The following is a 17,589-nucleotide window of genomic DNA, read 5'->3' on the forward strand; positions in this document are numbered from 1 at the left end:
GCAAAGGGCGGGTCAGCTGATCCGGTCGAGCATCCCCTGATGGCGGATCAGCCGGGCGAACAGCCGCCCGGTGTGGTACCAGTGCAACATCCAGATCTCGCGTGCCAGCCGCAGCTGCGGCACTCGCGGCGAGTGCTCGGCAGGGCAGGGACAGACCTCGAGTCCCACCCCGCGCGCGATGGCCACCGCCCGGGGCAGATGGAAGCGACTGGTCACGAGCACGCAGCTCGGCAGGCTGCCGCCGGTACGCTGGGCGAGCAGGTCGCGGGCGTTTTGCAGGTTCTCCAGGGTGTGCCGCGAGTCCTCTTCACAGAAGATGCGAGAGGCCCGGATGCCGCGCTGGCGCAGGAAGGCCGCCCCTGCGGCTGACTCGCTGGGCCCCTCCGGCGAGGTATACCCCCCCAACAGCAGAACGCGGGCCTCCGGGTCACGCCGCAGCAAGCGCAGGGCCCGCAACAGGCGCAGCCGGTAACCCGGCCCAGGACGCCCCTCTTGTAACTGCTGCCCCAGGACAATGATCCAGGGTGCCCGCCCCGGACAGTGCAGACCGCGCACCCAGAGCTGCATGCGACCCCACAGCGCGAGCCAGCTAAGCCCCGCCGTCAGCACAATGACCAGATTGGACAACCCAAACGTCAGCAGCCCATCCGGCCCGACGCGCCGCAGTCCTACTCGGCCGCCGATCACGACTTGCCCTCCATATCCCCCCCTGGCGGCTCGCTGGCGGCCGAGTCGTCTCATCCCATGAGAGCGCCCACTCTGCCGGCCCGCCCCGCAAAACCGCTTGTTCCCTGCATTTGGAGGGTACCACGCCCCCTTGGGGTTGCGTATCATCGGCCCCGGGCTGGAAGGTGCGCGGGAAGCCCAGCACCTTCGCACAGGGAGAGCCGATTTCGGATTACGCCGCTATTTAGGGGAGAGACGTGGCAGCACAAACCGCAATGGAACAGGAAGTCGCCAGGCTGATCGTCGACAGTCTGAATCTCGAAGAGGTCAGCCCCGAGGACATCGAGCCGGAGGCCCCCTTGTTCCGCGAGGGGCTTGGGCTGGACTCGATCGATGCACTGGAGCTGGCGCTGGCCATCTCGCGTGCCTATGGCGTGCAGATCCGCTCCGATGACGAGAACAACCGCCAGATCTTCGCATCCTTGCGGGCCCTGACCGCCCATATCGAGGCGCACCGAGCCACGTCGTGAGTACCCGGATCGCCGCTGTGGTAGCCCTGGGCTACCCGGTGGCCGTGATCGCGGGCAGCTTCCTGGAGCTGCCGCGACTGCCACTGGCGTGGCTGGCGCTGCTCATACTGGTCCTCGCCTGGCCGGCCCTGCCCGTGCTCGGCCGGGGGGTGATAGCCCTGGTGCTGGCCGTGCTAGTGTTGCTTCTGGGTACCGAGCCGGCCGGGAAATGGCTGATCTATGCAGTACCGGTGCTTATCCAGGGGGGCCTGGCATGGCTGTTTGCCCGCTCTCTGCGCCCGGGTTCCACACCCCTGATTACCCGGTATGCGCTGGCCATGGGCGCCTCCGACAGCACGCCGGTGCATCGCTATACGCGGCGGCTGACGGCCGCCTGGGCCCTGCTGTGCGGTGGACTCGCCCTGTTGTCGGCGGTACTGGCGGTGGCGGTATCCACCACCACCTGGGCCTTGTTCGCAAATGGGATCAACTATCTGTTCCTGGCGGCGCTGTTCATGCTGGAATATCCGTTACGGCGCTGGCTCCTGTGCGACGAACCACGGGCGGGTTTCCTGCCCTACCTCGCCGCGCTGGCACGCGCCGACCACCGCCACATCCTGAGACAACGATGAGGGACTCGAACACGCAAGCGCTGATTGCCGACCACCCAACGCCACTGGCCTGGGTGGCAGGACGCTGTGTCTCGCGGACCGCGTTTCTGGCGGATGTCCGCACCCTCGCCCGGCGAATCCCGGCCGGTGGAGCCCACTTCAACCTGTGCGAGGATCGCTATCGCTTTGCCGTCGCGTTTGCCGCGATCCTGCTGCGCGGGGGCACTAACATCCTCCCCCCGAACCGCGCCCGGACGACCCTGAGCGAGATCGCCGAGCATCATCCCGGCGCGCACGCACTGGTGGACGAGCGCGACCTCAGTGTCACCATCCCCGTCATTCCCGTCACCGCGGACGGGACAGGGCACGCCCACAATGCGGGTGCGACCCCCGAGATCCCGTCGGATCAGATGGCGGTGCATGCCTATACCTCGGGCAGCACCGGACAGCCCACTGCCCACAGCAGGAGCTGGAACAGCCTTCACGTCGTGACCGCACAGGCCCTGCGCCGCTTCGGGCTGGATGCCGACGGGGGAACACTGGTGGGAACGGTCCCCGCACAACACATGTACGGCCTGGAGTCCACGGTGCTGTATGCCCTGCTCGGCCCCTGCACGCTGCTGGCCGAGCGCCCGTTCTTCCCGGACGATATCCGCCAGGCCCTGGCCGAGCATGCCCCGGCAAACCTCGTCACGACCCCGTTTCACCTGGACGCCTGCCTGCGGGCGGGGCTGACCTGGCCCAGAGCGGCGCGCATCCTCAGCGCCACCGCCCCACTGGAACAAGACCGGGCACGGGCCGCGGAAACACTGTTTGGCACGACCGTCCGCGAGATCTACGGCTGCACCGAGGCCGGGGCCATCGCCAGCCGCGAGACGGCCCGGGAGCTCCTGTGGACGGTCTATGACGGGATTGCCCTGACAACCCAGGACAGCGACCGGGTGGCAGTACAGGGGCCCCAGCACCCGGCACCAGTCCCCCTGCCCGACCGCATCGAACGGGAAGATGCCCGGCGCTTCCGCATGCGCGGGCGCCTGGCGGATCAGCTTAATATCGCCGGCAAGCGCGCCTCTCTTGCCGAGCTGAACCGGCGCCTGAACGCCATCCCCGGCGTACTGGACGGCGTGTTCATCCCGCCCAACCCCGGACAGGACAGCGGGACTGCCCGTCTGGCTGCGATCGTGGTCGCCCCGGAGCGCTCCGAGGCCGAGATCCTGGCGGCCCTGGCCGAAACCACGGACCCGCTGTTCCTTCCGCGCCCCCTGGTGATGGTGGATGCCCTCCCCCGCAGCGCGACGGGCAAGCTCCCGCGCCAGGTCCTGCTGGACCTGCTGGATCAGCACGGTCAGTGCGCCTGAACAATGGCCCCAATCATTGCCACGCGCCGCATCCCGGCCAGCCACCCCTCACTGCCCGGGCATTTCCCCGGTCAGCCGGTCGTACCGGGCGTGGTCATCCTGGACACAGTGGTCGCCGTCGCGCGCGCAAGCGGCCTGGGGCCGGTGGCCGCCCTGCCACGGGCCAAGTTCCTGGCGCCATTGCTCCCGGAGGTCGATTTCCGGGTGGAGATTGACCCCCCTGGTACCAGCGGCCTGCGCGCATTCCGCGTTATCCGCGACGGTACGGAGCCCCCCGAACTCCTGTGTAGCGGGCAACTGAAACTGCACGACGCCGGACAACCGGCGTGAGCCGGGGGTGGTTCAGCCAGGGGGAGCGAGGGCCCCCCCTGGCGCTGCGCATCATCTTGTGGGTTGCCTTGCATCTCGGGCGACCGGCCGGGCGCGTACTGCTGTACCCGATAACCGCCTATTTTCTTCTGTTCGCTCCCAAGTCCCGGGGGTCCAGCCGGGACTACCTGCGCCGCGTGCTCGGACGCGAACCGCGCCTGCGCGAGATTGCCCGGCACTTCCACAGCTTCGCGGCCGTGATCCTGGACCGCGTCTTCCTGCTGGCCGGCAAGGACGAGTGCCTGGATCTTCAGGTTCACGATCGCGAGATCTTCCTCGAACATGTCGAAAGTGGCCACGGGGCCCTGCTGCTGGGGGCACACCTGGGCAGTTTCGAAGCCCTGCGGGTACTCGCGGTCGGCAAAAACGACTTTCCCGTTCGCGTGCTGATGTACCGCAATCACAATCAGCGCATCACCCAACTGCTGGAGGCGCTCAACCCCGAGATCGCCGCGACGGTCATCCCCCTGGGCGATACCGAGACCCTGCTGCACGCACGCGACTGCCTGGAACAAGGGGGGATTGTGGCCACCCTGGCCGATCGCGTGGCCGAGAGCGACAAGATGGTCGAATGTCGTTTCCTCGGGGGACGGGCCTTTTTTCCCCAGGGCCCCCTGCTAATGGCCGCCGTTCTGAAGGTCCCGGTCATCCTGTGCTTCGGCCTCTATCGCGGCGGCAATCGCTACGATATCGTCTTTGAACGCTTTGCCGACGTCATCGAGGCGCCCCGCGGCCGACGCGAAGAGGCCCTGGCCGAATGGGTGCAACGCTACGCCGATCGCCTCGAGGCACGCGTGCGCGAGGCCCCGTACAACTGGTTCAACTTCTATGATTTCTGGAATGACTCGTCCCGCTAAGCCTTGCTTCCGGCAACTGCCCGGGGTCCGGGCACTGGCCCTGGCGGTGCTCCTGCTGACTTGCCCGCTGTTCGCACAGGCGGAGACCTCCGGCGACACACTGGACCAGATCCTGGAGGCACTGGCCGACAATCCGCCTTCACGTATCGACTTTCGCGAAACCCGCCAGGACCCCCTGCTCGAATTCCCGGAGACCCGGACCGGCACGCTGGTGTTCGAGCCACCGGACACCCTGGAGCGCCGGATGGATGGCGACGGCGGCGAACGCGTGCGGATCGAGGGGCGCGAAGTGATCGTGGAGCGCCGAGGCTCCAGCCGCGAGGTGGACCTGGACGAGCAGCCGGGCCTGGCCGCGTTTGCCGCCTTGTTCCGCTCCCTCGCCAAGGGGGAACGCGAGGGACTGGAAGAACACTTCGAGGTCGAGACCGAAGGCGACCTGGAGGCCTGGAGGCTGGAACTCACCCCGCGTGACCGCGCCCTTCGTCGCATGATCCTCGGACTCGACCTCCAGGGCGAGGGCGGTGCCCTCCTGCGTCTGGACACCGAGGAATCCGGAGGGCGCCACAGCCGCATGCAGCTCGATCCGCAAGACGGCGACTGATTGGTGCCGAATCGCTTCCCCCTGTCACCGGGACCGGCACTCTGGCTGATCGGGCTGCTGGTGGCAGCCAGCATCCTGCTGTGGCGGGGCGAACTGGTCACCGACCTCCAGGGCTTCACCCCGGAGCCGGTCACCGAGACCGGGATTGCGCTGGACCCCGGGGGCGGCCCGGCCGGACAGGTCCTGCTGCTGGGCATCGAAGGCGGGAACAGCCAGGCACGCGCGGATGCCAGCGACCATCTGGTCCAGGCGCTGCGCGACCACCCCGCGGTCGCGGAGATCCGTAACGGGCGTCTCGACCCGGATGACCCCGCCCTGGATTTCCTGCTTGAGCACCGCTATCTCCTGAGCCCCGAGGTCACCCCGGAGCGCTTCTCGGTCGACACCCTGCGCGACCGGCTCGGGGAACGCCGGGAGGACCTCAGTAGTGCCGCCCCGCTGATGCCCCGGGAACTGATCGGCCGCGACCCCACGGGCGAATCACTGGTGGTGCTCGAGCAGTTGGGACAGGCCGATGGCGGGGGCGAACGCGACAGCCACGGCGTCTGGGTCGACCCCGAGCGCGATCGGGCCCTGCTGGTCCTGCACAGCGCGGCCGAAGGCATGGACCTGGACGGTCAGGAGTCGCTCCTGAAGGCACTTGACGAGGCCTTTGCCGACTACACGGACGATCTGGACCTGCTCGTCGCGGGGCCCGCGGTGATTGCGGTCGAATCACGCGGGCGCATCCGCGGCGAGATCACCACCTTCAGCCTGGCCGCCAGCCTGGCCCTGGCCACACTCCTGCTGGTCGTATTCCGCCACCCCCACCCGGTCTGGCTCGCGGCCGTTCCGCTGGCCACCGGCATCCTGGCCGGGGCGGCGGTCGTGACCGTGGTTTTCGGCCACCTGCACGGGATCGCACTGGCGTTCGGCATTACCGTGCTGGGCATCGCGCTCGACTACCCATTGCACCTGTTCGCGCACAGCCGGCAGCCCCCGAGTGACGGGATGCGCGGCGTGGCACGCGAGCTGTGGCCGGCGATTGGCCTGGGTGCCGGGAGCACGGTACTGGTCTACGCGCTGATGGCGATCACGGGGTTTTCCGGCATGGCCCAGCTCGGGCTGTTCGTGCTGACCGGCGTCGGCGTGGCCGCGATCACCACGCGCTGGGTACTGCCCCGCCTGATGCCGCAGGCGCTGCAGCGTGACGGGGCACCCCCGGCCCGCCTGCCGGTACCGTCCGCCCTGACACAGCCTCCGGTGACGGCGCGCTGGATCCTGGCCGCCTCCGTGCTGGGGGCGCTGGTGGTCATCGCCAGCGCCGACCCGTTCCCCTGGGAGGACAACCTGGGCGCACTGCACCCGGTGCCGCAGGAACACATCGACCGCGACCGCGAACTGCGCCACGCCCTGGGGCTTCCGGATATCCGCCATGCCCTGCTGATCACCGCACCCGACCCCGAACGGGCGCTGCAGGCCGCCGAGGCACTGACCCCGGGCCTTGAAGATCTGCGCAACCAGGGGGCGCTGACCGCCTACGACCATGCGGCCCAGGCCCTGCCGAGCCAGGCACTGCAGCGCGCACGCCAGGGTTCCCTGCCCGCCACGGACACCCTGCGCGAGCGGCTGGACACCGCGGTCAACGGGCTGGGTTTCCGCGCGGATGCCTTCGAACCCTTTCTGGAAGATGTGGCCCGGACCCGCGACCTGGAGCCGCTCACACCGGCGACGCTGCCGGAAGGCCCGCTGCGTCAGACGACAGGCACCCTGCTGATGCCGGACGAGGCCCGCGGCGACTGGATGGCCTGGGTGCGGCTGAGCGGCGTGGAGGATGCGACCGCGGTGAGGCAATGGCTGCAGCGGGAACCGCTGACGGATCTGCCCGCCCTGGCCGATGTGGGCGTGCAGCACGTGGATTTCCTGCGCGCCTCGGAGGACCTGGTCAGCGGATTCCGCGATCAGGCACTGGAGCGGCTGGCCCTCGGCGTGGTGGCCGTCGCCCTGTTGCTACTGCTGGTCACCCGCGCCCCCGGGCGCAGCCTGCGCATCCTGACCGCGGTAGGGAGCGGGCTGGTCCTGACCGTGGCTGCGCTGATCCTGCTCGGGATTCCCTTGTCCCTTTTCCATCTGATCGCGCTGCTGCTGATCGTTGGCCTGTGCCTGGACTACGCCGTTTTTTTCAGCCGTCCGCTGAGAGACCTGAAGGCACGGCAGAACACGGCCGCTTCGGTCAGCATCTGCGCATTGTCCACCGTGGCCGTGTTTGGCCTGCTGGCCCTTTCCAGTCTTCCGGTATTGCGGGCCATGGGGCTCACCGTGGTGTTGGGCGTGGTATTTTCCTTTCTCGCAGCCGCGCTTCTGGCGCAGCCCCCCCTGTCGCGCCGTACAGTAGGCACTAACAATCCCTGACCCCACCGCCAACAGTCCCGCCAATCGCAGCCCGCCGAATGAATCCACTCGTAATCTCCGCCCACACCCTGACCGCCGCCACCGGAACTGGCCGCCAGGCCAATGCCGACGCACTGCAAAAAGGGCATAGCGGGCTGCGCGCCTGCGACCTGAACTCCGTACAGCTGGACACCCACATCGGGCGCGTGGCGGGTGTGGAGGACATCGTGCTGACGGATCACCTGGCCCCATTCCAGTGCCGCAACCACCAGCTGGCCGAGCTGGGGCTGCGCCAGGATGGCTTCATCGAGGCCGTCGAGATCGCGCGCGAACGCTACGGTGCCGGACGCATTGCGGTCTTGATGGGGACCAGCACCTCGGGGATCGCCGCGACGGAGCAGGCCTACCACCGCCGCGACCCGGACACCGGGGACCTGCCACCGGACTACGACTACCAGCACACCCAGAATATGTTCTCGCTGGCCGATTTCGTCGGCACCCGGCTCGGACTGCGGGGACCAGCGATGGTGGTCTCCACGGCCTGCTCGTCCAGCGCCAAGGTCTTTGCCGATGCCGAACGCTTTATTGCGGCCGGGCTCTGCGATGCCGCGGTGGTCGGCGGTGTCGACACCCTCTGCGGGATGACGCTGCACGGGTTCAACGCGCTGCAACTCGTGGCACCGGGACCCTGCCGCCCGCTGCATGCCGAACGCGCCGGCATCTCGATCGGCGAGGCCGCCGGATTCTTCCTGCTGGAGAGGGCCGACAGCCACGCCGCCGGCCCTCGACTGGTCGGCCACGGCGAATCCAGCGATGCCCACCATATGTCTGCCCCGCATCCGGAAGGACTCGGTGCAGCGCGCGCGATGGAGCAGGCCCTCGCGCGGGCACAGCGGTCCGCCGAGGCCATCGACTATGTGCTCATGCATGCCACCGCGACCCCGGCCAACGACCGCTCCGAGGCGCGCGCCCTGGCGCGCCTGTTTGGCGCAAAGAGCCGCGCCACCGGCACCAAGGGCCTGACCGGCCATACCCTCGGGGCGGCCGGCGCCGTCGGGGTCGCGCAGGCACTGGCCAGCCTGGAGCGGGGCTTCGTGCCCGCTACGGCGGGGCTCGACCACCTGGACCCGGGGCTTGAACTGGACGCCCGAGGGGCCGCGGAGGAACGCGACATCCGGCACGTACTGGTGAACGCATTCGGCTTTGGCGGCAACAACTGCAGCCTGCTGCTGGAGGCCGTATGAAGGTTGGTATTGCGGCCATCGGCCTGCTGGGCCCGGGGCTGGCCGATTTCGCCTCGGCGCGCCACATCCTCGCCGGGCAGGAACCCCATAAGCGGGCGCCGGTGGCCATCCCGCCGACCACCCTGCTGCCGGCCAACGAGCGCCGCCGCACGACGGACACGATTCGCCTGGCGCTGAAGGTCGCGGAGGAGGCCACGGCCGACTGCGACCGCAGCCAGCTGCGCTCGGTGTTCGCCTCGTCCTCTGGAGATATGGATATCATCGACCGTATCTGCGAGGCCCTGACACAGGCGGAGCCCATGGTCTCGCCCGTGCAGTTCCATAACTCAGTCCACAACGCACCGGCCGGCAACTGGTCGATCGCGACCGCGAATCCGGCCCCGGCAACGGCCATCTCCGGGTTTAATGCGACGCTGGCGGCAGGGCTGCTGGAGGCCGCCACGCTACTGCAGGCCGAGGGTGGCGACGTCCTGCTGGCCGCCTACGATGTCGCATCCATGGTCACATTCCGGCGTGTACGCCCCATCACCGAGCCGTTTGCCGTCGGCCTGCGCCTGAGTCCCGCGGGCGCCGGGCGGCCCACACTCGAGCTGGCGCTGGGAGAAGGCGGCGATCCCACCCCCTGCCGCCAGGATTCACTCGAGGCCCTGCGCGGCACCAACCCCGCCGCCCGCGCCCTGCCCCTGCTGGAGGTGCTCGCGCGCGGCGAAGGCGGTCATGTTACGCTTGCCGCGCCGCTGGGACGATCACTGGAGATCCGCGTCACGCCCTGATCTCCCGGTGGTTCGCCTCTCATTAACAACGGATCAGGACGATCCCGCATGAAGGCCGCCAGCCCCCAACTGAACCACGAGGCAATCTGCCGCCTGCTGCCGCATGCAGGCGCGATGTGCCTGCTGGAGGCCGTGGTCGAATGGGACGAACAGGCGATCCGTTGCCGCGCCATCAGCCACCGCGCTCCCGAAAATCCCTTGCGCAACACCACCGGGCTCCCGGCCCTGTCGGCGCTGGAGTACGGCGCCCAGGCGATGGCCGTGCATGGAGCCCTGCTGGCCGATGCCGGACCACCCAAGGCCGGCTTCCTGGCCGCGGTCCGCAACCTGCGCGTGCACCGGACTCTGCTGGACGACCTGAACGCGGACCTCGACATCACAGCCCACAGCGTGATGTCGGATCGCAACAGCTCCATCTATGATCTCGAGGTATCGGCCGACGGCGAGCCCGTCCTGTCCGCGCGCGCGACCGTGATCCTGCAAACCGAGGACACCCCGACATGAGCCATCGCGCACTGATCACCGGCGCCAGCGGCGCCATCGGCCAGGCCATCGCGCGGGCTCTGGCCGATAGCGGCTGCGAGGTCCTGCTGCACGCACACCGCAACCCGGGCCCCGCCTGGGATCTGGCCGAACAGATTCACTCCGACGGCGGTCAGGCGGATGTCCTGGTCTTCGACATCACCGACGCCGATGCCGCGCGGGCGCAGCTGGAGCCCGTCGCGGCTGCGCAGCCGGTGCAGGTCCTGGTGCACAACGCGGGCGTGCACGACGACGCCCCGCTGGCCGGCATGAGCCCGGAACAATGGGCCCGCCCGATCGATGTCGCGCTGAACGGGTTCTATAACGTGGCCCAGCCACTGCTGCTGCCGATGATCACGACCCGCTGGGGGCGCGTGATCGCGATCTCCTCGGTGGCCGGCGTGGTCGGCAACCGCGGCCAGGCCAACTACGCCGCGGCCAAGTCGGGACTGCACGGGGCCATCCGCTCGCTGGCGCAGGAGGTCGGGTCGCGCGGCATCACGGCCAATGCGGTCGCGCCGGGGATTATCGAGACCGCGATGAGCGAGTCCAGCTTCGACGCCGAGACGATCAGGCGCATGGTGCCCGCGCAGCGCGCCGGACGCCCCGAGGAGGTCGCCGGACTGGTGGCGTATCTGGCCTCCGAGCAGGCCGGCTATGTCTCCGGCCAGGTGATCGGCATCAATGGCGCGCTGGCCTGACCCGAGACGATGGCGGCCGTCCACGCACTGATACCGGCCCATAACGAGGCCCCCACGATCGCCGCGGTCGTCGCGGCCACGCGAGCCCATGTCGACCGGGTAATCGTGGTCGACGACGGCTCGCGAGACGGCACTGCCGACCGCGTCCCAACCGAACCCGGGGTGATTGAAGTCCTGCGGCTGCCGGAAAACCGTGGCAAGGCGAACGCGCTGTGGACGGGCATGCAGTACGCCCTGGAACAGGGAGCGGATGCCATCATCACGCTGGATGCGGACGGCCAGCACGATGCCTCGGAGATCCCGAACCTGATCGCCGCCGGGCACGCTCATCCCCATCATCTGGTGATCGGGGCACGGCTCAAGGGCCGGGAAACAACGCCCCCTCTGCGCCTGTTCGGCAACCGCACCGCCGACTTCTGGATAGGCTGGGCCTCGGGGCAACCCCTGCGCGATTCGCAGTCCGGCTTTCGTCTGTATCCGGCAGCACTGCTGCAGCAACTGCAACTACCCCATGGCGCGCGCCGCAGCTTCGTATTCGAGAGCGAGGCCCTGATCGAGGCCGAACGCCTGGGCTTCCCGGTCACCCTGGTGCCCGTGCGCTGCATCTATCCGGACCAGCACCGCGCCAGCCATTTTCGGGCCGCCACCGACACCCTGCGCATTATCCAGATGGTCGCCCTGCGCCTGCTGGCACGTGGCCTGCACCCGCTCGGTCTATTGAGGCATCTGGGACTGCTGCGCAGACCCTGAAAATCACCGCAAGGGTCGGATTCACAAACCTTTTTCCAGGACGGGCATAGCAATTCGCGGTCACGCTGCCTACACTGCGAGGTGATCATCCACCATCAAGGACGACACCAATGTCTGCAAGACTCCTGCTGATCCTGCTCATAGCCAGCGTACTCGTACTCGCGGGCTGCCGCGGTACCGCACCGGTGCATGATGTCAGCGACACCACAGTCACCGATGTGCACGGCGAGCGCCCGAACGCTGAGCAGATGCAACAGGCGATCCGCAATGCCGGCGCGGCACTGGGCTGGCAGATGAGCGAAACCGAGCCCGGCCTGCTCGAAGGTCGGCTGTCGCTGCGCGACCATATTGCAGTGGTCGAGATCCCCTACAGCGACGGGGCGTACAGCATCCGCTACAAGGACAGCTCGAACCTCGACTACGAGGATGGCCGCATTCACCCGAACTACAACAACTGGGTGCAGAATCTGGACAACCAGATCCGCGCGGAAATCTCGGCGCTCTAATCCCGTTACCCCCGTATAGCCACCCCGACAAACAGAAAGGCCGGGCATACGCCCGGCCTTTCTTTCGTCCGCTCCCGCGATTACACCTCGCCAGCGGAAGGAGTATTCGCCCGCCTAATCGACCCGCGGACGCGACGGCGACTGCTCGGTGTCGGAGGACTCGCGGTAGTCGCTCTCGTAGCGCCGGTCGGGTGCATCGCCCTCCGGCTCCGAGTCGCGTTCACGGTGACCGCGGCTCTCACTCGGACTGTCGCCGTAATCACGATTCGGCACGTTCGACAACAGACGTCCTGCACGATCCTCCAGACGGTCCCGGGTCGGCTTGTCCGCCAACTCCTCCGCACTCTGGGCGAGGTGGTGGTAGAGGTCGCGATAGGAACCGGCCATGGTGGCGAACAGGGTAGCGGTGCGATCGAAGTGATCGTTGACCTGACCGCGATAGCGCGTCAGCTCCTGCATGCGCCGATCCAGCTCTTCCTCCAGCTCGCGGATCAGTTTGCGTTCGTCACTGGTCACGCGGCCGACCCAGAAGCCCACCAGACCGGCCACCACGATTGCCAGAATCCCGAGGGCCGTCCACAGCCCGACTGCCGTTTGATCTTCCACTGTCACCTTCCGCGAGGAAACACGGCCGCCATTGTGCCGTACGACCGTCGCGAACGCACTCGCCGTCCCCATTCCCGGCCATGCTAATCTCGCTCAACGCGAACCGCGTCAATGGAACCCGCCCGAACGGGTGACGGACAACGATGCGATCGGCTGTCGCGATCGTCGACACACACAGCCAAAGGCCCCCGAACCATGCGCCCAAGGCAGACCACACACTGGCTATACCTGATCCTGGGCATCGGCCTGGCCGGGCTGCTGTCCGGCTGCGCCCCGACCACCCTCAAGGCCCCGGCGGAGCCCGAAGACCCGGTGACCGTGGCCGTGCTCGACCACGGCCGCCACTCCAGCCTGGTGCTGCCGACCGAACCGCCCGGGCACTGGCTGCGCTATTCCTATGGCGACTGGTCGTTCTATGTCGAACGCAATACCGGACCGGGCGCGATGCTCGCGGCCGTCTTCGCCTCGACCCGTGCAGCACTGGGGCGCCAGGAACTTGAGGGCGCCGACCTGAACACTGCCGTGCGCGGGGGTCTGCGGGTCCCGCTGGAGGACATCCACCACATCGAGGTCCCCGCCTCGCGGGCGCAGGCGCTGATCGAAAAGCTGGAGGCCATATGGGAAGAAGGGGCCGACGAGCGCGTCGACTCCGCGGCCTGGGGCATGAGCTTCGTCCACCATCCGGATGCCTACACCCTGCGCCACAACTCGAACCGCGTGGTCGCCCAGTGGCTGGAGAGCCTCGACGTCGAGGTATCGAAGAAACCGGTGCTCTCGAACTGGCAGGTCGAAACCCGCTAAACCAGGGAAACCCTGAGATCGGTGTTTCCCTAGAGCCCGTGCGCCCACTCCAGGACCGCATCCTGGAGATTGCGCCCATGCCCGATATGCGCACGCGGCCCATTCACCAGCACTGTGACGATCACGTCATCGCCGCTGGACGTGCGGACATAGCCCGCCACCGCCGAGACCTCGTTGATGTGCCCGGTCTTCAGGTGCATCTGCCCGCGCAGGTCGCCATTGCGGAAACGGTTGCGCAGGGTACCGTCCAGCCCCGACAGGGCCAGGGACGACTGGAACTCGGGCCGATGCGGGTGCTTCCAGCCCGCCTCGAGGATCTCGCCGAGCTGGCGCGCGGTCATGCGGGCATCGCGGCTGAGGCCCGAACCGTTGTCGACCACCATACCGCCGACATCCACCCCCAGATCGCGCAGTGAGTCGACCAGGGCCTCGCGCCCCTTGTCCATCGTCGCGGGCGGGCCGTTCTTGCGCGCCCCCAGGGTCAGCAGCAAGTGATCGCTCATGACATTCGAGCTCCACTTGTTGGACACCCGGATCAGATCGGACAGGGGCCGCGAGCGATGGCGCACAATCGGCTCGTCATGCAGCACGGGCAGCACGCCGGTACGCACCCTGCCCGTCAGTTCGCCGCCCCATTGATCCCAGGCCATGCGAAACATCTCGGCATGATTGGCCTCCGGCGAGAGTACCGAGCGCAACATCTCGTAGTTGCCACAATTCACCGGGTACTGACCGGAAAAGGTCACCCGCTGGGCGTCCTGATCGACATTGAACTGGATACCCCGCTGCCACTCGCCACACCCCCCTCGGGTCGGCTGCAGACGGTTGACGACCTCGAGCCCGGGCAGCGGCGGATCGACCACCACGTCGATGCCGTTGCCGCGGCGCTCGGGACGCACGTGGAAGCGCTGGGAATTGGAATTCACGTGCAGGGCATACGGCAGCTGGTTGTACGCCCGCAGTGGCTGACGGTTGAAGTCTCCAGGGTTCCCATTCGGGAGCTGGAAGTGGCTTGCATCCAGGATCACATCGCCCTCGATGCGCTTGAGCCCGGTTCGGCGCAGCTCGCCGATCATGCGCCAGTACTCCTCGCTCACCATACCCGGATCGCCAGTCCCGCGGATCACCAGGTCCCCACGCAGTACACCGTCCCGGATCGGGCGGGTGGCCCAGATCTCGGTCGTCCATGTGTAGTTGGGGCCGAGTTCGTGCAGGGCCGCCAGCGAGGTGGCCAGCTTGACCGTGGAGGCCGGGTTATAGGGGGTATCGGCATTCAGCCGGGCCAGCACGGCCCCGTCCGGGACCCGCTGCACCCAGAGACCCACCGAGTCGGGGGACAGCCCCTGGGCCTGGATTGCCCGCTGTAGTGGCGCAGGCAGGTGTTCGAACTGCGCCTGCGCCGGCTGCACGGCCAGCAACAGCGCGACACACAGCGTCCAGGGAGACAAGGCCCGGCGGAACGACCGTCGGGAGAACCAGAAAAAACACTTGCGCATCGAAGCTACCATCCCGAAGCAGACACCGGATCGACGCCACAATAGTCACCCGCAACGGGGGGGCTGACAAGCCCCGGATCGGCGCAACGCCGGCCCTGCCGGACAAACCCGCAAACCGCCTCAGGCGGACTCGAACGGGAAATCGATCACCTGCTCGATACGCTCCACCCCCAGCAGCCGCATCAGCAGACGATCGACCCCCAGTGCCACCCCGGCACACTCGGGCAGCCCCGACGCCAGCGCGGCCTCCAGATGGGCATCGGGCTGGGGCAGGACCTGGCCACGCTGCCTGCGCAGCGCCTGGTCGCGATCGCGACGTTCGCGAAACTGGGCGAGGTCGCTCAACTCGTGGTAGCCGTTGGCCAGTTCCAGCGCACCCCAGTACACCTCGAAGCGCGCCGCGAGCCGGGCATCATGTTCGCAGGGACGTGCCAGCACCGCCTGGCTCTCCGGGTAGTCGTGCACCACGGTGAGCCGGTCGCCCGGAAACGCCGGTGCAATCGCCAGACTGATCAGGAGATCCAGCCAGGCATCACGATCCAGCTCGCCCTCGATATCCAGCCCCTGCCGTGCCGCGACGGCCTGCAGTTCGTCGGCATCCGCCACCAGCGGATCCACACCCAGATGCTCCTGAAACAACGCCTGATACGAGATCTCGCGCAGGCGGGCCGGACGCCTCCAGCGCGTATCCAGCGCCGCCTGGTTCATGATCAGGGCCACCACCTCGCGCGCCAGACGGTGATGATCCATCCCGTGGCGGTACCATTCCAGCAGTGTGAATTCGGGATTGTGACGGGGCCCCGATTCGCCACCGCGAAAGACGCGCGCGAGCTGGTAGATGTCCGGTGCGCCATCCGCCAGCAGGCGTTTCATCGGGTATTCCGGCGAGGTCTGCAGATAGCCACTGGCGCCGTCCGGGCTGGTTGCAGTCCAGCTCTCGACCATCGGATCCAGAGGCGCGCCGCAGCTCAGGATCGGGGTCTCCACCTCGAGCACATTGCGTGCGGCAAAGAACCCGCGCAGGCCGGCCAGCAGCCGCGCGCGCGCCTCCCGGGCCGCCGCGGCGCCCGGTCGCCAGTCAGTCATGCCCGGCCGCCCGCGGCAATCAGACGCGCGAGACGTACTCGCCGGAGCGGGTGTCGACCTTGACCGTCTCGCCTTCCTCGACGAACAGCGGGACCTTGACCACCGCACCGCTCTCGAGCGTTGCGGGCTTGGTGCCGCCCTGGGCGGTATCACCGCGCACGCCCGGGTCGCACTGGGTAATCTTCATCTCGACAAAGGACGGCGGCACCACCGACAGCGGTTCGCCGTTCCACAGGGTTACGGTGCAGACGTCCTGCTCCTTCAGCCATTGACCGCAGCCACCGAGCGCGGCCTCGCCGACCGCGTACTGCTCGAAGGTGTCCGGCACCATGAAATGCCAGAACTCGCCATCGTTGTAGAGGTACTGCATCTCGGTATCCATGACATCGGCCGCCTCGACCGACTCACCGGACTTGAAGGTCTTTTCCAGCACCCGCCCCGTGCGCAGGTTGCGCAGCTTGACGCGGTTGAAGGCCTGGCCCTTGCCCGGCTTGACGAATTCGTTCTCGACGATGGCCTGCGGGTCGCCATCCAGCAGGAGTTTGAGACCGGCCTTGAATTCGTTGGTACTGTAGGTTGCCATTGCGCGTCAGTCCTCAAGCGATTGCGTGGCGCGGACATGACCGCCCACTAACGAGTCCGCCATGCCCACAAAGCCCATCATGATAACGCGCCCGCCGCGGGGAACCCAGCCGAGCGACCGAACCCACACGGGGGACACCACCCCGGCCTGGCAGCAGGCGCTCGCCCGCGCGATCCGCGACCCCGACACCCTGGCCCGCGAACTGGAACTGGACCCGGCTCACCTGCCCGGCCTGCACGCGGGCCATACCCTGTTTCGGGTGCGCGTGCCGAGGAGCTACCTCGCACGCATGCGCAAGGCGGACCCGCAAGACCCGCTGCTGCTGCAAGTCCTCCCGCAGCAGCAGGAGAGCGAGGAACACCCGGGCTTCGTGGCGGACCCGGTGGGCGACCACGACGCCCTGGCCGCCCCGGGTCTCGTGCACAAGTACCACGGTCGCGTGCTGTTGCTGACGACCGGGGCCTGCGCGGTGCACTGTCGCTACTGTTTCCGCCGCGAGTTTCCGTATGCCGAGCACAACGCGTCCCAGGAGGACTGGGCGCCAGCGCTTGCCTACATCCACGCCGACAGCTCCATCCGCGAGGTGATCCTGAGCGGCGGTGACCCCCTGTCGCTGTCGGATCCCCGCCTCGCCGATCTGGTCCGGCGGCTGGAGGCCATCCCCCACCTCGAGCGCCTGCGCATCCACACGCGGCTGCCGGTCGTCCTGCCGGAGCGGGTGGACAACCAGCTGCTCAACTGGCTGGGCAAGGGACGCCTGCATCATGTACTGGTCTTGCACGCCAACCACCCCAGGGAGTTTGCCGACCCGGCCGCCGCCGCCCTTGCGCGTCTGCGCGCGCGCGGCATCACACTGCTGAACCAGGCGGTACTGCTGGCCGGGATCAACGATGACCCGGACACCCTGTGCGAGCTCCAGGAGGACGGTTTTCGCCACGGTATCCTGCCCTACTACCTCCACCTGTTAGACCGCACACGGGGCACCGCCCACTTCGAGGTCACGGAACAGCGCGCGCTGGAGCTGCACCAGGCCCTGCATGCCCGGCTGCCCGGCTACCTGGTGCCCCGCCTGGTCCGCGAGGTCCCGGGCGAGCCCGGCAAGACGCCCCGTTGGGCCGGGCTATGAAGGCGCGCACAGAGGCCTTGATTAGCAGCCCCCTCGGGAGGTGCTACAGTGAAC

General features: G+C 68.0%; 20 protein-coding genes. 15 read left to right on the top strand and 5 right to left on the bottom strand.

Going from position 1 to position 17,589, the window contains the following annotated elements:
- Window positions 1-12 precede the first annotated feature (12 nt).
- Window positions 13-687, bottom strand: coding sequence for a YdcF family protein (locus F791_RS0103190; RefSeq protein ID WP_018137725.1), 675 nt, complete (start codon window positions 685-687; stop codon window positions 13-15).
- Between the two features lie 236 nt (window positions 688-923).
- On the opposite strand from F791_RS0103190, the gene F791_RS0103195 reads away from it, so the two are divergent.
- The 13 genes from F791_RS0103195 to F791_RS0103255 all read left to right on the top strand — a co-directional run bounded on the left by F791_RS0103195 (window position 924) and on the right by F791_RS0103255 (window position 11,837).
- Window positions 924-1,196, top strand: a complete 273-nt coding sequence (locus F791_RS0103195) for a phosphopantetheine-binding protein (protein ID WP_012981895.1) — start codon at window positions 924-926, stop codon at window positions 1,194-1,196.
- Window positions 1,193-1,807, top strand: coding sequence for a hypothetical protein (locus F791_RS0103200; RefSeq protein WP_018137726.1), 615 nt, complete (start codon window positions 1,193-1,195; stop codon window positions 1,805-1,807). The genes F791_RS0103195 and F791_RS0103200 overlap by 4 nt, the downstream gene beginning before the upstream one ends.
- Window positions 1,804-3,144 carry an AMP-binding protein gene (locus tag F791_RS0103205; protein WP_019592165.1) on the top strand — a complete coding sequence of 447 codons (1,341 nt, stop codon included), beginning with the start codon at window positions 1,804-1,806 and terminating at the stop codon, window positions 3,142-3,144. The genes F791_RS0103200 and F791_RS0103205 overlap by 4 nt, the downstream gene beginning before the upstream one ends.
- A gap of 3 nt (window positions 3,145-3,147) precedes the next feature.
- Window positions 3,148-3,474: a hypothetical protein gene (locus F791_RS0103210; protein WP_018174596.1), complete on the top strand. Its 327-nt coding sequence runs from the start codon at window positions 3,148-3,150 to the stop codon at window positions 3,472-3,474.
- Complete coding sequence (locus F791_RS0103215; RefSeq protein WP_019592166.1) at window positions 3,471-4,370, top strand: lipid A biosynthesis acyltransferase; 900 nt, start codon at window positions 3,471-3,473, stop codon at window positions 4,368-4,370. The genes F791_RS0103210 and F791_RS0103215 overlap by 4 nt, the downstream gene beginning before the upstream one ends.
- 46 nt (window positions 4,371-4,416) lie before the next feature.
- Window positions 4,417-4,971, top strand: a complete 555-nt coding sequence (locus F791_RS0103220) for a LolA-related protein (protein ID WP_018137730.1) — start codon at window positions 4,417-4,419, stop codon at window positions 4,969-4,971.
- Window positions 4,972-7,362, top strand: a complete 2,391-nt coding sequence (locus F791_RS0103225; protein ID WP_019592167.1) for an MMPL family transporter — start codon at window positions 4,972-4,974, stop codon at window positions 7,360-7,362.
- Window positions 7,363-7,400: 38 nt separating this feature from the next.
- Entirely contained in the window at window positions 7,401-8,585 is a 1,185-nt protein-coding gene (locus F791_RS0103230) for a beta-ketoacyl-[acyl-carrier-protein] synthase family protein (protein ID WP_019592168.1), read from the top strand.
- The gene (locus F791_RS0103235) at window positions 8,582-9,358 is read left to right on the top strand and encodes a beta-ketoacyl synthase chain length factor (protein ID WP_019592169.1); all 777 of its coding nucleotides are present in this window, start codon (window positions 8,582-8,584) and stop codon (window positions 9,356-9,358) included. Before F791_RS0103230 ends, F791_RS0103235 begins: the two co-directional genes overlap by 4 nt.
- Before the next feature lie 48 nt (window positions 9,359-9,406).
- A complete protein-coding gene (locus F791_RS0103240; RefSeq protein WP_018993773.1) occupies window positions 9,407-9,862 on the top strand; it encodes a hypothetical protein in 456 nt (151 codons plus the stop codon).
- A complete protein-coding gene (fabG, locus tag F791_RS0103245) occupies window positions 9,859-10,581 on the top strand; it encodes a 3-oxoacyl-ACP reductase FabG (RefSeq protein ID WP_019592170.1) in 723 nt (240 codons plus the stop codon). Before F791_RS0103240 ends, fabG begins: the two co-directional genes overlap by 4 nt.
- Before the next feature lie 9 nt (window positions 10,582-10,590).
- A complete protein-coding gene (locus F791_RS0103250; RefSeq protein ID WP_018174592.1) occupies window positions 10,591-11,331 on the top strand; it encodes a glycosyltransferase family 2 protein in 741 nt (246 codons plus the stop codon).
- Between the two features lie 110 nt (window positions 11,332-11,441).
- The gene (locus F791_RS0103255) at window positions 11,442-11,837 is read left to right on the top strand and encodes a hypothetical protein (protein WP_018174591.1); all 396 of its coding nucleotides are present in this window, start codon (window positions 11,442-11,444) and stop codon (window positions 11,835-11,837) included.
- A gap of 114 nt (window positions 11,838-11,951) precedes the next feature.
- Here the strand turns inward: F791_RS0103255 and F791_RS0103260 are convergent, their stop codons facing one another.
- Window positions 11,952-12,443: a YhcB family protein gene (locus F791_RS0103260; protein WP_019592171.1), complete on the bottom strand. Its 492-nt coding sequence runs from the start codon at window positions 12,441-12,443 to the stop codon at window positions 11,952-11,954.
- Window positions 12,444-12,638: 195 nt separating this feature from the next.
- On the opposite strand from F791_RS0103260, the gene F791_RS0103265 reads away from it, so the two are divergent.
- A complete protein-coding gene (locus F791_RS0103265) occupies window positions 12,639-13,244 on the top strand; it encodes a DUF2459 domain-containing protein (protein WP_018993774.1) in 606 nt (201 codons plus the stop codon).
- A 29-nt stretch (window positions 13,245-13,273) separates the two neighbouring features.
- Here the strand turns inward: F791_RS0103265 and dacB are convergent, their stop codons facing one another.
- The 3 genes from dacB to efp form a co-directional block, all read right to left on the bottom strand.
- The gene (gene dacB, locus F791_RS0103270; RefSeq protein ID WP_019592172.1) at window positions 13,274-14,740 is read right to left on the bottom strand and encodes a D-alanyl-D-alanine carboxypeptidase/D-alanyl-D-alanine-endopeptidase; all 1,467 of its coding nucleotides are present in this window, start codon (window positions 14,738-14,740) and stop codon (window positions 13,274-13,276) included.
- Window positions 14,741-14,860: 120 nt separating this feature from the next.
- Window positions 14,861-15,826, bottom strand: a complete 966-nt coding sequence (epmA, locus tag F791_RS0103275) for an EF-P lysine aminoacylase EpmA (protein ID WP_019592173.1) — start codon at window positions 15,824-15,826, stop codon at window positions 14,861-14,863.
- Window positions 15,827-15,845: 19 nt separating this feature from the next.
- Window positions 15,846-16,409, bottom strand: coding sequence for an elongation factor P (gene efp / locus F791_RS0103280; RefSeq protein ID WP_018137742.1), 564 nt, complete (start codon window positions 16,407-16,409; stop codon window positions 15,846-15,848).
- 61 nt (window positions 16,410-16,470) lie between these two features.
- Here efp and epmB point away from each other — a divergent pair, with 61 nt between their 5' ends.
- Entirely contained in the window at window positions 16,471-17,535 is a 1,065-nt protein-coding gene (gene epmB, locus F791_RS0103285; RefSeq protein WP_019592174.1) for an EF-P beta-lysylation protein EpmB, read from the top strand.
- Window positions 17,536-17,589 lie beyond the last annotated feature (54 nt).

It is taken from the genome of Thioalkalivibrio sp. ALRh (genome assembly GCF_000381425.1).
GTDB lineage: Bacteria > Pseudomonadota > Gammaproteobacteria > Ectothiorhodospirales > Ectothiorhodospiraceae > Thioalkalivibrio.

What these genes read in the sequence shown, in the direction of transcription:
- dacB (WP_019592172.1), bottom strand. Translation starts at nt 14,740, where the DNA reads ATGCGCAAGTGTTTTTTCTGGTTCTCCCGACGGTCGTTCCGCCGGGCC.
- epmB (WP_019592174.1), top strand. Translation starts at nt 16,471, where the DNA reads ATGCCCACAAAGCCCATCATGATAACGCGCCCGCCGCGGGGAACCCAG.
- F791_RS0103255 (WP_018174591.1), top strand. Translation starts at nt 11,442, where the DNA reads ATGTCTGCAAGACTCCTGCTGATCCTGCTCATAGCCAGCGTACTCGTA.
- epmA (WP_019592173.1), bottom strand. Translation starts at nt 15,826, where the DNA reads ATGACTGACTGGCGACCGGGCGCCGCGGCGGCCCGGGAGGCGCGCGCG.
- efp (WP_018137742.1), bottom strand. Translation starts at nt 16,409, where the DNA reads ATGGCAACCTACAGTACCAACGAATTCAAGGCCGGTCTCAAACTCCTG.
- F791_RS0103250 (WP_018174592.1), top strand. Translation starts at nt 10,591, where the DNA reads ATGGCGGCCGTCCACGCACTGATACCGGCCCATAACGAGGCCCCCACG.
- F791_RS0103265 (WP_018993774.1), top strand. Translation starts at nt 12,639, where the DNA reads ATGCGCCCAAGGCAGACCACACACTGGCTATACCTGATCCTGGGCATC.
- F791_RS0103230 (WP_019592168.1), top strand. Translation starts at nt 7,401, where the DNA reads ATGAATCCACTCGTAATCTCCGCCCACACCCTGACCGCCGCCACCGGA.
- fabG (WP_019592170.1), top strand. Translation starts at nt 9,859, where the DNA reads ATGAGCCATCGCGCACTGATCACCGGCGCCAGCGGCGCCATCGGCCAG.
- F791_RS0103205 (WP_019592165.1), top strand. Translation starts at nt 1,804, where the DNA reads ATGAGGGACTCGAACACGCAAGCGCTGATTGCCGACCACCCAACGCCA.
- F791_RS0103210 (WP_018174596.1), top strand. Translation starts at nt 3,148, where the DNA reads ATGGCCCCAATCATTGCCACGCGCCGCATCCCGGCCAGCCACCCCTCA.
- F791_RS0103240 (WP_018993773.1), top strand. Translation starts at nt 9,407, where the DNA reads ATGAAGGCCGCCAGCCCCCAACTGAACCACGAGGCAATCTGCCGCCTG.
- F791_RS0103235 (WP_019592169.1), top strand. Translation starts at nt 8,582, where the DNA reads ATGAAGGTTGGTATTGCGGCCATCGGCCTGCTGGGCCCGGGGCTGGCC.